14 protein-coding genes are annotated in these 16,220 nt (G+C 46.9%); 9 read left to right on the plus strand and 5 right to left on the minus strand.

Annotated features, from left to right (window positions below):
* Positions 1-37 precede the first annotated feature (37 nt).
* Both ABRS97_RS08285 and ABRS97_RS08290 read right to left on the minus strand, forming a co-directional pair.
* Positions 38-724 (minus strand): queuosine precursor transporter, encoded by a 687-nt coding sequence (locus ABRS97_RS08285; RefSeq protein ID WP_367812789.1) that lies wholly within the window; start codon positions 722-724, stop codon positions 38-40.
* A gap of 91 nt (positions 725-815) precedes the next feature.
* Positions 816-2,204, minus strand: coding sequence for an MFS transporter (locus ABRS97_RS08290; RefSeq protein WP_367812791.1), 1,389 nt, complete (start codon positions 2,202-2,204; stop codon positions 816-818).
* Between the two features lie 229 nt (positions 2,205-2,433).
* Here ABRS97_RS08290 and ABRS97_RS08295 point away from each other — a divergent pair, with 229 nt between their 5' ends.
* From ABRS97_RS08295 to ABRS97_RS08325, 7 genes are all read left to right on the plus strand, one after another.
* On the plus strand, positions 2,434-4,527 hold the full coding sequence (locus ABRS97_RS08295) for an LTA synthase family protein (RefSeq protein WP_367812792.1): 2,094 nt from the start codon (positions 2,434-2,436) through the stop codon (positions 4,525-4,527).
* Between the two features lie 57 nt (positions 4,528-4,584).
* Positions 4,585-4,965 carry a YmaF family protein gene (locus ABRS97_RS08300; protein ID WP_367812793.1) on the plus strand — a complete coding sequence of 127 codons (381 nt, stop codon included), beginning with the start codon at positions 4,585-4,587 and terminating at the stop codon, positions 4,963-4,965.
* Positions 4,966-5,087: 122 nt separating this feature from the next.
* Positions 5,088-6,644, plus strand: a complete 1,557-nt coding sequence (locus tag ABRS97_RS08305; protein ID WP_367812890.1) for a spore germination protein — start codon at positions 5,088-5,090, stop codon at positions 6,642-6,644.
* 23 nt (positions 6,645-6,667) lie between these two features.
* On the plus strand, positions 6,668-7,786 hold the full coding sequence (locus ABRS97_RS08310; protein WP_367812795.1) for a GerAB/ArcD/ProY family transporter: 1,119 nt from the start codon (positions 6,668-6,670) through the stop codon (positions 7,784-7,786).
* Positions 7,787-7,796: 10 nt separating this feature from the next.
* Positions 7,797-8,900: a GerAB/ArcD/ProY family transporter gene (locus ABRS97_RS08315; RefSeq protein WP_367812796.1), complete on the plus strand. Its 1,104-nt coding sequence runs from the start codon at positions 7,797-7,799 to the stop codon at positions 8,898-8,900.
* Complete coding sequence (locus ABRS97_RS08320) at positions 8,897-10,099, plus strand: Ger(x)C family spore germination protein (protein ID WP_367812798.1); 1,203 nt, start codon at positions 8,897-8,899, stop codon at positions 10,097-10,099. The genes ABRS97_RS08315 and ABRS97_RS08320 overlap by 4 nt, the downstream gene beginning before the upstream one ends.
* Positions 10,096-10,317 (plus strand): hypothetical protein, encoded by a 222-nt coding sequence (locus tag ABRS97_RS08325; protein ID WP_367812799.1) that lies wholly within the window; start codon positions 10,096-10,098, stop codon positions 10,315-10,317. The genes ABRS97_RS08320 and ABRS97_RS08325 overlap by 4 nt, the downstream gene beginning before the upstream one ends.
* An 810-nt stretch (positions 10,318-11,127) precedes the next feature.
* On the opposite strand, the gene ABRS97_RS08330 is transcribed toward ABRS97_RS08325, so the two are convergent.
* Together ABRS97_RS08330 and ABRS97_RS08335 are read right to left on the minus strand one after the other, a co-directional pair.
* The gene (locus tag ABRS97_RS08330) at positions 11,128-12,108 is read right to left on the minus strand and encodes an aldose 1-epimerase (RefSeq protein ID WP_367812800.1); all 981 of its coding nucleotides are present in this window, start codon (positions 12,106-12,108) and stop codon (positions 11,128-11,130) included.
* Between the two features lie 25 nt (positions 12,109-12,133).
* Positions 12,134-13,039, minus strand: coding sequence for a CPBP family intramembrane glutamic endopeptidase (locus ABRS97_RS08335; RefSeq protein ID WP_367812801.1), 906 nt, complete (start codon positions 13,037-13,039; stop codon positions 12,134-12,136).
* A 144-nt stretch (positions 13,040-13,183) separates the two neighbouring features.
* Here ABRS97_RS08335 and ABRS97_RS08340 point away from each other — a divergent pair, with 144 nt between their 5' ends.
* Positions 13,184-14,542 carry an ATP-binding protein gene (locus ABRS97_RS08340; protein WP_367812803.1) on the plus strand — a complete coding sequence of 453 codons (1,359 nt, stop codon included), beginning with the start codon at positions 13,184-13,186 and terminating at the stop codon, positions 14,540-14,542.
* Positions 14,543-14,554: 12 nt separating this feature from the next.
* Positions 14,555-15,253 carry a response regulator transcription factor gene (locus ABRS97_RS08345; RefSeq protein WP_367812805.1) on the plus strand — a complete coding sequence of 233 codons (699 nt, stop codon included), beginning with the start codon at positions 14,555-14,557 and terminating at the stop codon, positions 15,251-15,253.
* Here the strand turns inward: ABRS97_RS08345 and ABRS97_RS08350 are convergent.
* Positions 15,250-16,095, minus strand: coding sequence for a YitT family protein (locus ABRS97_RS08350; protein WP_367812892.1), 846 nt, complete (start codon positions 16,093-16,095; stop codon positions 15,250-15,252). The genes ABRS97_RS08345 and ABRS97_RS08350 overlap by 4 nt on opposite strands.
* Positions 16,096-16,220 lie beyond the last annotated feature (125 nt).

Raw genomic sequence — 16,220 nt, forward strand, 5'->3', positions numbered from 1 at the left:
CGCTCTCCATAAAGAGAGCAAAGTCGGGCTTGTTATGCTATGACTTAAAAACAAAATTTCTTGCTATATAAAGCACCGGCGTTGAGGCAAAGGAAATTACGAACTTGATTCCATAAGTGGTCAGAAATATTTGCACCCAGACGTTCCAGTCATATACGCCCGCGAAAGCGATACTGCAAAACACCAAGGAATCGACCAATTGACTAATGCCGGTACTTCCATTATTACGTATCCAAAGCTGGTTGCGAGCTGAAAATACTTTCTTTAAATACGTATAAATTCTTACATCGAGAAATTGCGAGACCAAGTATGCCGTCAAGCTGCCTAGGGCGATACGCGGCAGAAGGCCAAAAATCGTTTCCAAGGAGGTTTGCGAGGCCTTCCCCATCTCAGATCCTTCCGGCGTAAATACCATAGCCATCTGCATAATGATTATGGTCATGATTAGCGTGAAGAAACCGAACCAGACTGCTTTCTTGGCTTCTTTCTCGCCGTACTTCTCATTCAACAAGTCGGTTGTTAAATAGATGGTGCCGTACATGGTGTTGCCGAGCGTCATAACAAGTCCGAACATCTCAATGGTTTTGACGACCTGTATGTTTGCGAGCACCGTAGCAACGCCGACCCAGGCGTACAGTCCTTGTTTACCGAAAATGCGGTAGCAAATCAAGAATAATACGAAATTGACAAGGACAAAACCAATGCCCCATATAAAATTAAACATCTCCCAAAGAGCCTCCTAGTTTTGATAACGCGGGAAGATCACGAACCGCGGCTTTGCTTTTGCAAAGCGTCCTTCACTATATCACAGCTGGTTAAACGGCGATTCCTTTTTTCCGATAGATGCGATTATAGACGATCCCACTAATGATGACGACAACAGCGAAAATCAGAAGCAAGTTACTGTATGGAACGGCTTTCTCCGTGCTGAGCAGCGGATTTTTGTAGAAATCCATGAGTCCGCCATCAATTAATTTTGCCACTAATGCTGTTCCTACTGCACCGGAAATAAAGCTGATTAGGTTGAACAGCCCCATTCCGACTCCCGTCTCGTGTACGTCAAGCGTCAAAGAAACCCGATTCGCAAGCGCAGTCTGTACAAACGAAAACCCGACATAGGTTGGCAGCAGTGCCGCCGATACAAGCCATGGCGAATGGCCGACCATAAGAGCAATCGCAGCCAGACTAACGAAAAGCAGCGTCAAACCAATATATACAACAAAGTTGTTCCCTTTACGGTCGGCAAGATTGCCGCCAATCGTTCCAAAGACTACGGAGCAAATTGCGCCTGGGAATAGAATGAGCCCGATAGTGCTCGTATCCAAATTGTTCACACCGGCTAGCATTAAAGGAATGACGAACATGATGCCCATGACTGTACAGAATATAAGGAAACCGACAATGAGGCCTCCGCGCAGCAATCCGTTCCGGAATAACGCTGGCTCAATAAACGGCTCTTTTGCTCTACGGATATGCGCAATGAACCATACCAGTAACACAAGGCTAATCGCCAGATAATACCACTGAGGGAACGACAAGTACACGATAAGGCCGGCAACAGTGAATGCTACGAGACCTGCGCCGAGTATGTCCACGCTCCCTTTTTTGCCCTCCTCATCCGGAAGAATCTTTCTGAAGAAAGGGATAGAAATAAGTGTAAATAAGGGAATGATGAACAAATAGGTCCAATGAAAAGTTGCCGATATGAATCCTCCAACAACAGGACCAACAGCAATTGCAAAGGAAACCGTCGATGTCAGCAGCCCGAATATTTTCCCGCGATCATTCGGAGAAAAGTAGCGTGCCACGACAACCATAATTAAGGCTGGAATAGCGGATGCGCCTGCCCCTTGAATGGCCCGGGCAAGGATGACAGTCGGATACCACGCTTGCATCGCAAAGCCAATAATCGAGCCTGCGCTGTAAATAATGATGCCAACTACAATAAGCTTCTTCAAACTAAAAATGTCGGAAAGCCGGCCATAAATAACGGAGCCGATTCCAAAGAAAATAATGAACGTCGTGAGCACCCAGCTCACGCCTGTCGGGGTTATCGCGTATTGTTTAGCGATCTCAGGTGTGGAAACATTGAAAACCGTTTCGTTCAACACTCCGAAAAAAATTAAAAAAATAATCCATGGCACTGCCTTCTTGGCATCTATTGTTTTCTCTTGTACCATGGTTGCATCTGCAACATGTTGCATGGTTCTCACCTCCATCTGTTTTTTATCCTCAGCTATCTTAACATAAGCCAGCATCGAATGAACCGGAAAAAATAAGTATAATTTCTATTCGGAAATTTTCCCCAGCGTTTTAACTGTAATCATAAATGTTATAGTTATACGTGTCAATGGTTATCTTTCTTCTTTACAAAAAATATAAGATAATGAACGAATGAATCCGGATCAGATATTAACGAACAGGAGCCCCGATATGTCAATTTTTTTGCAAATCCTTAAGCGACTTCCATCGCGCGTCATGTTTATCGTTTTGCCTTTGTTGCTGATGTTCATGGTTGAATTCCTGGAACGCGGCAGCTATGAAGATCTCCACAAATGGGTAATAAATCACCCACTCCCGATGGTTCTTGGCTATTTCGTTGTGGGAACCCTCTACTTGCTGCTCATTGCATTAACTGGCCGAAGCCGTTTATCCTTCTGGCTGCTCTGCGCTGCTCTCCTCCCGCTTGGCGCTATCAGCGGCAGCAAACTAAAAGCAATTGGAGCTCCGTATTACCCGTGGGATCTCGTTTTTCACAATCAAATCGTGGAATATCGCGCATTTCTAAGTCAATATTTACATCTTCGCATCCTGGGTTATGTTGTCGGCTTCCTGGTGTTGATTGCCATCTTATTTCATTTCATTTTGCGAAAACGGCCTATACGCATACCCTGGATGGAACGGATTGTATACGCAGTGATTGCTGTGGTCATGATGACCAGTCTGTATGCGGACAAGCCAATACCATTTATGAATATGTTCGGTCTGTACACCGTACCCTGGGATCAAACGTTAACGTATGACGAGAACGGGTTCTTGTTTTCCTCGGTACAAATGCTAGGTTTTCTAGATGTTGCGAAACCGGACGGGTACAGTAAAAAAGCAGTTGCAAACATCTTGAATCAAATTCCTGAAAAACCGGCTGCAAGCGACAAAAAGCCGAATATCATCGTCATGCTGAGCGAATCTTTCTGGGATCCAACTGTGATGAAAAATGTTTCGTTCAGCCGGGATCCCATCCCCTCACTGCATAACTTGCAGAAGACATACACGGGAGGCTGGATGCTGTCGCCTCAATTCGGAGGCAGTACCGCGAACGTCGAATTTGAAGTGTTATCCAGCAATTCCATGCGTTTTTTCGGAAAGTCGCCGGATAAGATCTTGCCTTACATAGAATATATGAACCATGGCGTAGACTCCATGGCCAGTATCATGACTCGCCAAGGTTATTCGGCTACGGCCATCAACCCCTTTTTTAGCTGGTTCTTTGACAGCCGCAAGGTGTACAAGCATTTCGGCTTTTCCCGCTTCATCTCCAGCGAGTATTTCCCGAATGACTTCGAAGGACCGAATTATGCCGATCGTGCGGTAGCCAAGAAGATTATTAATGAAACCGAGAAAAGTCCGGGTCCTGACTTCATTTTCGCTAATACGATGGAAAATCATCATCCTTACACACCGGGTAAGTTTAGTAAAAACACGATTGAAGTCACTGGCGACATTTCAGCCGAATCCAAAAGCTTGTTGGAAACTTATGCACAGGGAATTACGGACGCCGACAAATGCTTGCAAACGTTGGTCGATTACTATGCAAAGCGCTCAGAGCCCACGATCATCCTATTCTTCGGCGACCATTTGCCTTTCATGGAGAATAACTACAAGGTTTATCGCGATGCCAAATATGTGCTCCCTGACGATCCCGATCTCTACACCAAAACCCATTACACCCCATTCGTCATCTGGAACAATTTCTTGCCTGCGGACCAAGAGAAAACGAACCTTCGTCTCAGTCCTTCCTATCTCGGACCTAGAGTCCTGCATATGGCGGGCGTGCAGGGCAGCTATTACACCGACTATTTGTACGACTTATCGCAAAAGATACCGGTGATCCCACCGAATGACATGTGGGACAAATACAACATTAAAGCTAGCGATCTCGCCGACTATGCCAAGCTGCAATACGACAATCTCTTTGGCGGCCGTTATGGGTATGAGGCCAAAGGCTACAAGGACACAATTATCCAACCTTTGTACACGCTTGGCTACGGCGATCCGGTTATCGCCAGCGTATCTAAGGCTGATAAGAAGCTGCAGATTGAGGGCTCCAACTTCTTTTCTTCCTGCAGCGTCTATATCGACGGCCAACTGATGAAATCCAGCTTCGATGGCGCAGATAAGCTTTACGCGGAATTTCCCGAAGATTCCTCGATAGATTGGAGCAAACCGCATCAAATTGAAGTTCGCATCATCGACGACAAAAATATGAAGATTGGTCAATCGAATCTATATACACTCCCAGCGTCATGACTTGAACCCCCAGCGAATAGGATGGAACCATAATCCTTTCCCTAGGGGGTTTTTTATTTGCTCGTTAGAATCCCGCCTGCTCATATCCACTTTCTCTCGACGATGACCTCTGAACAGTTAAGTCATCACCATCTCATCCGTCTATACACGTTCAGCGTCAATGGCGATGCAAATGATGGACATGTCCATCAATATCAAGGCATAACAGGAATTCGATACGGTCATTATCATAACTACTATGGGACTACCGGCCCTGCCATCCCTCTTCCGGATGGATCACACATCCATTTTCTTGAAGGAACTGTTGAGCTCAACGCTTATAACACATCAAGAGGAGACGCCCTAAGCCAATCCGCAGAGAAGGAAGGATTGATACGAAAGCTCCATCTCCATACGTATTCCGGCTACTCAACCGTTGGTTTCGGCTATGAAAGATAGTCCGTTGCATAAAAAAGGAAGCTTTCGTTAAACCTACATAAAGAATTTTATGTTAAGGAAATTCAATCCAATGCACTACAAATGAGGGGAACCGTTTGATTAGAAACTTATTTAAACTGTTAATGAAAAAAAAATTGAAACCCAGCTTCCAATCATCGTCTCCCCCGCAGCAGTTGCAAGCTCAGGAGCAGGAGCAGCTGCTTTTTGCCAGTTTGCAGCAAAATGAAGAGAAATTCCGGTCGATCTATGCGAACTGCTCGGACGTCATTTTCCGCTCCATATTAATCGCAGGTAAAACGAATGCAATGATCCTGTATATTGAAGGGTTATCCGACAGCAATGGACTAGAGGAAAACGTGATAGTCCCCTTAATGCGTGAGGATCATGAAGAGATCATCGATATTAAAGGGCTTATTGAGCGAAAAATATCCGTTACTCATGCGAATCCATGCACTACCTTTTCCACATGCATCGCTTATCTCTCGGAAGGAAATCCGCTGCTTCTGTGCGACAATGAGGCGAGTGCCCTTGCTCTAGGCTTGACAAAATGGGATAAACGCGCTATCGATGAGCCTTCTGCAGAAGTAGGCATCAGGGGACCCCGGGAAGGCTTTACGGAGACACTGCGAACCTCCACGTCGCAAATTCGCCGTATTATTAAGAGTCCGCTTCTAAAAATGGAAACTTTAAAGATCGGTGATTACACGCAAACGAAAGTCATTGTGTCTTATATCGAAGGTCTTGTGGATATGACACTCGTCGAAGAAGTGAAAAATCGGCTCAACCGCATTCGAATTGACGGTATTCTGGAAAGTGGGTATATCGAGGAAATGATTGAGGACAACCCCTACTCGCCATTTCCGCAACTGCTCAGCACTGAGCGTCCCGATGTCGTCTCCAGCAGTTTGTTGGAAGGCAGAGTAGCCATACTAACAGAGGGAACCCCCTTTGTCTTAATCGCGCCAACGACTTTCTTTTCTTTAATCCAGTCTTCCGAAGATTACTACCAGCGGTTCTGGATCGGAACGATTATCCGCTGGCTTCGCTATACGTTTACTTTAATTTCACTTTTACTCCCGTCCATTTACGTAGCCGTACTCACCTATCATCAAGAAATGGTGCCCGGCTCCTTGTTAATCAGCATGGCTTCCTCCAGGGAAGCCGTACCGTTTCCCGCATTTGTCGAAGCGCTAATTATGGAAATCACGTTCGAAGCGCTTCGCGAAGCAGGCGTCCGATTGCCTAAGCAAATCGGGGCTGCCGTCTCCATTGTCGGAGCGCTCGTCATCGGACAAGCCGCCGTGCAAGCTGGCCTCGTTTCGGCGCCGATGGTCATCGTCGTCGCCATCACCGGCATCTCCTCCTTCATGATCCCGCGATATGTTACGGGAATCGCAATAAGGATGCTGCGTTTTCCATTAATCATTCTCGCAGGGACACTGGGGTTGCTAGGCATTATGATGGGGATGATCGCCTTGGTTCTCCATATGTCGAGCCTGCGTTCATTCGGCGTGCCTTACTTGGACACCATTGCGACTCCAAAAATGAATCAATTGAAGGACGTTCTCATCCGAGCGCCATGGTGGATGATGGATTCCCGTCCTCATTTTACAGGGAATTACAACAAATATCGTCAAGCATCCGATGAGAAGCCCGGTCCTGAGCGTGGGGGGGAGTAATCTAAGAACGAGAGGGAATGCCTATGCTCGAGAAAGGTCAAATTTCCGCCTTTCAAATGGGTTTAATCATGTATCCTGTCATATTGGCTACAGGCTTTCTTTCATTGCCGGCTATTTCGGCACAGTATGCCAGAAATGATCTTTGGTTAAGCCCCCTCGTCGCTTCCGTAAGCGGATTTATCAGCATATTTGTAGCTCTTCGTCTGCATGCGCTTTATCCGAAACTGACAATCGCCCAATATAGCGAGCTCATCGTCGGGCGATGGATCGGGAAAGCCATTGGAATCGTTGTAATCATTTTTTTAGTCCATATAACTGGCATCATCGTTCGCGAATATGCGGATTTTGTGACAGGATGTTTTCTGGTCAAAACGCCAACCCTGATGGTCGTCTCCTCCATTATTTTACTTGCGGCCTTTGCCGTACGTGGAGGCGTGGAATTGCTGGCGAGAAGCGCTTTGATTTTTACACCCATTTTTATCTTGCCTATTATCGTTCTTCTGCTTCTCATCCCAGATCTAGACGTAACAAACCTATTTCCCGTTCTTGATCATGGATGGATTCCTGTGTTCAAAGGAGCTGCTACGCCACAGGCCTGGTTTAGCGAATTTTATCTCATTTCCTTCTTCCTGCCCAGTCTGTCAGATCCACACAAAGGAAAGAAATGGAGCGTAATTTCTCTATGCGCTGTTGTATTAAGTTTGACCTATGTGAATCTCATCACCCTGTTCTTGCTTGGCCCCGACACAGGTATTAAAATGTACCCGGTTTTAAACAGTTACCGTTATATCAGCTTCGGACATTTTTTCGAAAACACGGAGTCCTTGCTGCTCGCCATGTGGGTTGTTGGAAATTTCATTAAAATTGGAGGTTTTTACTACGCAGCCACACATTCGCTTGGCGCTTGGTTGAAGATGACCGATATTCGTCCTCTTGTCTTTCCGGTAGGGCTTCTTACGATCATATCCAGTTTTTGGGATTTGCCGAACTTCTCACGAATGGGTTCGTACATTAGCACAGTACTTCCTTTTGAAATCCCAGCGGTGTTTATACTCATCCCGCTATTTTTACTGCTTGTCGCGACGATTCGCAAACGAAAAGTGGCAGGAATGCCCGGCAAGGAGTCATCCACCAAAGAGTAGGTGAGCGTTCATGCTAGAGAAAGGACAGATCTCATCCTTTCAAATGGGAATTATGATGTATTCGGAAGTACTGGGAACAGCGTTTCTGGCGCTGCCGACCATTACAGCCCAATTTGCCAAAAACGATCTTTGGCTAACGGGCGTATTTGCTTCGATTGCCGGTGTATTGTCTGTATTCATTGCGATTAAACTGCATGATTTGTATCCTAAAATGAACTTCATTCAATACAGCACGCTCATTCTTGGGAACTTCTTGGGAAAAACCCTTGGTTGCATTTATTTTTTGTATATTGTATCTATCTCAGGCATTGTAACGCGTCTATATGCTGAATTTGTCACGGGTAATTTTCTGTTTAAAACCCCTATTTTATTAGTTGTTGGCACCATGATTCTGTTATGCGCATTTGCCGTCCGCGGCGGGATTGAGGTACTGGCAAGATGTGCCATTATTTTTACGCCTATTTTTATTCTCCCACTCTTCATCCTTTTACTGCTAATTCCTGATTTGGATGTCAAAAATATCTTCCCCGTCCTCAGCAATGGCATCATCCCTGTCCTTAAAGGTTCCTCTACACCGCAAGGTTGGATAAGCGAATTCTTTTTAATCAACTTTCTCCTGCCGTCTCTAGTCGATCTGAAAAAAAGTATGAAATGGAGCATGATCTCGTTGACCGCCGTTTCTTTAAGCTTAATCTATGTCTACTTGATCATCCTTTTCTTGTTGGGACCCGACACAGGAGATAAAAACTATCCCATTCTAGTCGCTTTCCGTTATATCCGTCTCGGTAATTTGTTTGAAAATATGGAAGCTTTGTTATTAGCCATGTGGGTCGTCGGAAATTTCGTTAAGATATGTATTTTCTTTTATGTATCCGTTATTTCATTTGCACAGGTTTTGAACCTAAGCGACTACCGCCCAGTTATTTTTCCTCTAGGCATGCTGATTATCGTATTAAGCTTTTGGGACATTCCAAACTTCCCAAGTTTGGCCAACTTTATACGCTATATCACTCCTTTCCATCTAACGACTGCGATGCTGCTAATCCCTTTATTTTTATTACTGATCTCTATTATTCGTAAACGAAAAAAAGCAGGCGAAGGAGAAGCAGCATGATGAAAAGAATCGTAAAGCTTTCTTTCCTTCTATTGCCTCTGCTTCTGATGGAGGGCTGCTGGGATCGCACGGAGCTCAACGATTTAGCGCTCATTACCGCATTAGCTTTCGACAAGACCGAGGACAATCAAATTCAAATTTCTGTGCAAATAATCATCCCCCAGAACATTAATGGAGGTTTGGTAAGCGGTGGGACCGGTGGTGGCAGTTCCTCTAGGCGAACAGTCGTACGAGCCGAAAAAGGAATCGATACGGCAGCCGCGCTATCCAAGCTTCAACGTAAAATTCCGCGAAAATTATTCTGGGGCCAATGTAAAATATTTATTTTCAGCGAAACTTTAGCAAAATCAGGCATTCGGAATCAGCTCGATTTTCTCGTTCGCCATCCCCAGCCCAGGGAAAGAGCTTATGTGTTCGTCAGCAACGGGAGCGCAGCGGAAGCCCTCGACTTGTTTCCGCCGATAGAACGTTCCTCCGCTGAAGCGCTTCGAAAGCTATCCGATATGAACATCGGCATACGTGTCACGTTGGAACAATTAAGTATTATGCTAAAAGAAGAATCCCGATCAGCTACTCTGCCCTATGTCTATATCCTTCCAGCAAATCGATCGACGAAAAAGACGGATCCTTTTCAAACGATTCCTTATATCTTCGGAACGGCCGTGTTTCAAGAGGACAAAATGATCGGAGAAATTTCTGAAAAGGTCACTCGCGGCCTCATGTGGATCAAAAACGATATTAAAGAATACACGATTACCTTCGCTGTTAAAGATCCCGATCATTTCGTCTCCTTAAGCCCTGTCATCGCCAATGTGAAGTTGATCCCCAAGATTGTCGGCTCCACTTGGATGATGACCATTAAAGTAAAGACGCAAGGAGATATCGTACAAAACAGTACTCTCTTGAACCCAATGAAGCCGGATTTCTTAAGTATCATGGACGAAGCTTTCGCAAATGATGTGAAAGAACGGATTCAATTAGTGCTAAACGAGGCTCAGCAAAACTTAAAGGTAGACATTTTGGACTTTGCCAAGGAATTCCACAGAAAATATCCGAAACAATGGGAAAGCAAAAAAGAGAATTGGGACGCATTATTCCCCCAAGTTGAAGTGAATATTGTGGTGGATGCCCATATATTAAGACCCGGGCTGATTAATTCTCCAGGCGGTATGCCTAAAGAGGAGACGCAGCAGAAATGAATTGGACATTTTTCATTTGCATCACAATCGCATCCCTGTTAGTCGCTTGGTTCGAATGGCCGAAACTTAAACAAAAACCGAAGCGGGAACGGGTCATCTTTGTGTCTCTGCTTTTGTTCGTATGGGTATTGTCCATGTTTGATTTAACGCATACACCTGGTCCAACAACCGTGTTGCAAACCATTTTCAAACCTTTTAAGGGGCTGCTGGAACAGTAGCGTTACGATATAAAAGAGCCAAACCTGAGGCTGTGCCGGCACAGCCTCAGGTCCATGCCTAAACCCATACGTTAGGCATGGGGAGGATGGGTATGGGATTCCAACAACTATCGCTTTTCCACCCCATACCCATTCCGTTTTCGTATTATCAGGTTAGCCAGAAATATCTGGTTGGCCTTCTGTTCTACTTTGTGCTGCCTTCTTCTCTTTTTCCTAACCTGTCTTCCATCCGGTATTCCTATACATGAGAACCCCTGTAAGATTCCGGGCACATTTCGCCTCGGCAAGCTTCCCAAGAAAACGGAGTGGTACTGCCGGACCGCCTATTCCCTATGCACAGCGATATCAACGGAACTACGATGCCTTATTCCACGGTAATGTCCCTTTTCTCCCCCTGAAGCGGAACTAGGGTGCGTTAAATGTGCGAAACTCTGCCGAAAACCCAGCATTTCCTACTCATAAAGCACTGTAGTTCCGCGAAATGTCCCTACAACCGAAAATACCGCCTCTTAACGCCTCTACGTTCCGCTCACCCATGCGAAAAGACGATCTGTCGCAGATTCATGGCGGTATGGGGTGATCCAAACTGCTGTGGCACTTCCGGATCTTCTACCTCCCCATGTCAATGCCCGTACCACACGATGCGTGTGGAGTCTCTTCGCTCTACGAGTTCGTCACCCACACATACCTGACGACATATGCTTTCTTATCGATAGCTTTAGTTCTGTAAAGAATCTAAACATTCTGGCGTGTTGAAAAAGAGCCAAGGGCAGATGGCTTACAGCCTATCCCTTGACTCCATTGCATGGACTACTTCGAATCCTCTACGCGAATCGACCATTGAAAAGCGAACGTACCTCCAGCCTCAATCCCTTGAGCGCCCGACAATTCCGCTGGCAAAGGCTCATTAAACACATTCATAATGGATGTGTACGGTTCCAGCGAAACGGCATCCGCCCATGGCGCAGTGAAAAGCACATGAATGGGGAAGCGGTCCCCCATATCGAAGATGAGCTTCGTGCCTCTCGCCTCATAATGAATCTCGCAGGACTGAGGCCCCGGCTCGACGGTGAGCATTTGCGAACCGCCCGGGTATTCCGGCAGCGTCGTTACGACGGCGCCTTGCTTAAGCGCTGCCGTCAGCGGCGATGGCGCCGGTTCGCCTGCGGCGTAACCGTCGTCGCTTAGCGGCCACTCAGCCGCCGCGGGAATGACCACCCGCACGCGGCTGGCTTCCTCCTTCGCAAATGCGAAGTAGGGATGGAAGCCTAGCGAGAGCGGCATAGACAGCGAGCTGCGATTCGCAATCTCGCCTTCCAAAGACAGCGTACCGTCTTTCAGCCGGTACGTAAACCGGAAACATGCGGCGTGCGGAAAGTACGCCAGCATGTCCGGATGCTCCGCGAAGTCGATCTCCGCGGTGACGTAAGCCCCGCCAGCGGCATCTGCGCCGCTGGCAACGACCTTCCACGGCCGCTCGCGCAGCTCGCCGTGGGCATGATGCGGCTCCCGATTCGCAGGGAGCCGATATTCGAGGCCTTCGAAGGTGAAGGCCGCCTGCTTGACGCGCCCCGGCGGGAACAGAATGGGCACGCCGTAGCGCGAAGATTTAGCGCGAAGCTCATCCGCGCTGTCCGGCTTCGCGATGTAAGATTGGTTCCGCACATCGAAGCGGAACAGGTGAAAGCCGATGGCTGGAATTATTTCAGCCACAGCCTCGGCAGTGTGGTCGATCAAACGGAATGTTGGAATGCCATCCCATTCGCTAGCAATTATTTCATATGTACGCATGATTAAGATGAAACCTCCTTATTTCCTAAGCACTAAGTTGATTTCTCACATTAGCCCTTTGATAGTACATGTAAATTAGCGCAATGCCCACGAGCAGGATAACCGTGGTTACCAAGCTCCCTTCGGCACCGAAGGAGCCGCCGGAAATCACTGTACTCCCACTTTTTTCCATCTGAAAAATAGAGACCGTACGCGTTCCGGATACATCAAAACCGTACACATTGCCCTGAAAGAAATTCCAGGATAGATGCATGCCAATCGGCATCCAGAGACCGCCAGTGCTTACCCTGCTTACGCCGAATAAAAGACCCGCCAATAACAAATTTATAATCGGCAGAGGTGAATCCCACATACCGGGATTGTTCGAATGCAGGAAAGCGAATAGAATCGTGGACACGGCAACGGCAATCACTGTACCGAATCTTACCTGTACAAGCCCCTGCAAATATCCGCGAGAGAACAGCTCCTCATTCATCCCTACGCCAATGAAAAGCAGGAAACCCAAGAGCATATCAAGGCTAATCGCCGCCGACCCATGCACGGATATTAGCTTAACACCGCCAAATAACCAAATCAACCCGCAGCTCGCTGTGATGAGTATGACGCCAGCCAGGAAGCCTTCGCCAAACCTTGACCATAATCGCTTCGTGTTCAACCCTAACGGCCAACCTTTTCGGCGCTCGAAGATGGCATAGGAAATAAAAACTCCGCCAATAAATCCGATAATTTGCGACCACTGCGCCATTTGGACGAATGCAGCATCCTTCGCTATTGCCATGGGATCTGACATCAGCGATGGTTGTCCTGCAATTGTAATTACTGCCGCTATGATCGACAATACAATTGTAATGACAGCGATAAAGACGACACAAAGCAAGACTTTGCCGATGATCGTCAGGATCGACTTCCCCACTCCCTTTTTTTCGTTCATTATTCGCCTCCTTATCCACTCATCTAACCTTATTCGAGAAAAAAGGCTTTTATCCTCCTGATCATTTCCAGAAGTGGAAGTTCACTCTTGTGCAAATGATGTCCTCATGACACAATAGAGAAAACTTGCCCTCATGGAGGAACTATGCTTTTCGTTTTATTTGCCTTATGGATCATCGCACTGCTGCTTCTATTGATCGATCCAAGATCGAGCACGATGCGCTGGTTAAGCGCCGTTGCTTTCACTGGCGGCATTGGTGCGCTCGCAGCCGTCCTGTCGGAGAGTGTCATTCCGAACTTACGAATTACCATACCTAATCCTTCTATTATCGCACTCCTGTATCGCATTCAGGCCGGAAGCTCATTGCTTTCTTACTACGGATTGCCTTATTCGTTTGCCATGCTTGCCCTGCAATATAATCCGTACTGGCTCAAGCGTGAAGTAAGGCGGCTTCTGCCGTATTTGCTCCTTTTGCCTCCAGTCGCCTGTTTGCTTTTTACGCCTGGCTATACCGAAGTTATGCCCATATCATATCCCATCGTATCCTGCTGGGTTATCCCTTATATTCTATGCGGCTCGGCCCTCATCGCCTTCAAAAAGGAACGTCTTCCTGCCATGCAGCGAACACACTTGTTCAACTGCCTGGCGCTGCTGCCGCCAATCCTATGCTTTGCTGTGCTCAATTACGTTATGCCCAGCTTCGGTTTTTACCGGATGTGGGTTTATCACACATGGACACTTGCGTTTGTTGTGCCTACTTTAGCTTTCACCTTTTTTAAATATGGCCTCTTAGGCGTCAGGCTGTTCGTTGAACGGCGCGAGCTCAATTCTACGCTGCGTGCGATTACCTCTGGTACCGCCATTATGAATCATGCGATTAAGAACGACGTTGGCAAAATGCGCTTATTTCTGGAAAAAATGAAGCAGCATGCCGAAGAAACGAATCAAAAGGAGCTCTTGCAGGATCTCGATGTTGTCTTGGGCGCTTCGATACATATTCGCGATATGATCTCCCGTGTACATGAACAAACGCAGGAGATTCCACTTCGAATTGGGCCTGTCTTGCTGAATGATCTTATTGATAACGTGCTTGCTTCACTTGCGCCCAACTTTACTAACATTAAGCTTACCAAAGCCGTCCCCGAGGAAATGATGCTCCAATTGGATCGCATGCAAACCGCCGAAACGCTCACTAACGTATTGATGAACGCGATTGATGCGATGCCTCGAGGCGGCGAGCTTGCCATCAAAGTCTTTGTTACTAAGAAAAAGATCGTCATCGAAGTCCGCGACACTGGGATAGGCATGGACAAATCTGTCCTTAAGCAGATACTGGAGCCATTCTATACGACAAAAAGCGGGAGCCGCAACAACTTTGGCCTAGGGCTTCCTTATTGCTACAACGTGATGAAGAAGCACGGGGGATCCTTAGAGCTTACTAGCAGCCCTGGCAAAGGAACTAGCGTATTTCTTATTTTCCCGGGTACACGATTATTGACATAAGGGGATACGAACATGGATCAAATCAAAATCGTTATCGTTGAGGATGACCTGGATTGGCTGCGCGGATTGACCGCTTACTTAAATCAACAGCCCCATTTGACAGTCACAGCTACGGCATCGACCGTGCATGAAGCGCTTGAACTTTTTCGCGGTTCAGAATCTCTGGCGGATATCGCGCTTATGGACATCATGCTGCACGATGAACCTGCCGGCATACGTCTCGCGGAGCAAGCTAATCTTGCTTGGGGAGTGAAGGTCATCATGCTGACCTCCATGGAGGAGAAGGAGTTCATTTTTCGTTCGTTTCAAGCAGGCGCAATTGATTATCAAATAAAATCCAAATTTGAAGAACTGCCCGCCGTCATCCGCGCGGCGCATGCTCGCCAATCATCCATCAATGCCGCTGTCGCCGAGCAGATGCGTGAAGAATTCCGCCGGCTTAAGCGGCTTGAGCATGAGTTCAAAGTGAAAGAAGTCAGCGATTTAATGACGCCTACCGAGCTTCAAGTGCTTCAAATGATCGATCAGGGGCATACGCAAACCGAGATTGCCTCTCGCTTCTTCATCTCGCTGCGCACGGTCAAAATCCACGTCGGCCACATCCTGAAAAAACTGGGCAGTTCAAGCAGCAAGGAAGCCGCCCAAAAAATCCGCGAACTGGGGCTCTTCGAGCGCGGCCATCAGCCGGACAAAGATGATAAAGAACATTAGTGAATATCCCGCTTCTTGAACCTTCCGCCTTTCACGTCATGGATATTGCCGACGGCGAGAAACGCGGAAGGATCCAGTTCCTCTACGATCGATTTCAGCTTCGCTTCTTCCAAACGGGTGATAACGCAAAAAATAACTTTTTTGTTGTCGCCGGAAAATCCGCCTTCCCCTTCCAAGTACGTAACGCCACGGCCAAGACGGTCCAGAATCGCTTCGCCGATAGACCGGAAACGATCGCTAATGATCCAAACCGATTTGGACTCATCAAACCCTTCTATCGTAATATCAATCATTTTGTAAGCGATGAAATAGGCAATTAAGGAGTACATCGCGCGATCCCAGCTGTACACAAATCCTGCGCTTCCCAGAATAAACAAGTTGAAAAACATCACGATTTCGCCGACGGAGAAAGGTATTTTTTTCGAAACGAGGATTGCGATAATTTCCGTGCCGTCAAGCGAACCCCCGAATCGTATCACAAGCCCTACGCCAATCCCGAGAATAATGCCCCCGAATACAGCCGAAAGCAAGGGATCAATAGTTAGCGGCGGAACCGGATGGAGCAGTACCGTCCCGGCCGACATGACGAGGATGGAAAAGAGTGTCGATAAGGCAAAGGTTTTACCTATCATTTTATACCCAATATACAGAAAGGGCAGGTTTAGAAGGGTTAAGAAAATACCAACTTGCGTATTCGTCAAGTAGGACAAAATAATTGAAATCCCTGTAATGCCGCCGTCAATAATTTTATTGGGAACCAGAAATATTTCTAGTCCTACCGACATTAACACAGCACCGAAGAACAGAAATACGCTTCGTCGCATCAGGGTGCTTTTGGTCATTTTCTTATGTTGCAAATGATTGGCAGTATTGGTTTCAGTTCTCACCTGGGGAATTGCCAAAGGGATCTCCTCCTTCTTTCTCTCGTATGTATGTCTCTATTATTTCTCGTTCCACCCACCTTTTT

This window comes from Paenibacillus tabacirhizosphaerae (assembly GCF_040812395.1).
Taxonomy (GTDB): Bacteria; Bacillota; Bacilli; order Paenibacillales; family NBRC-103111; genus Paenibacillus_E.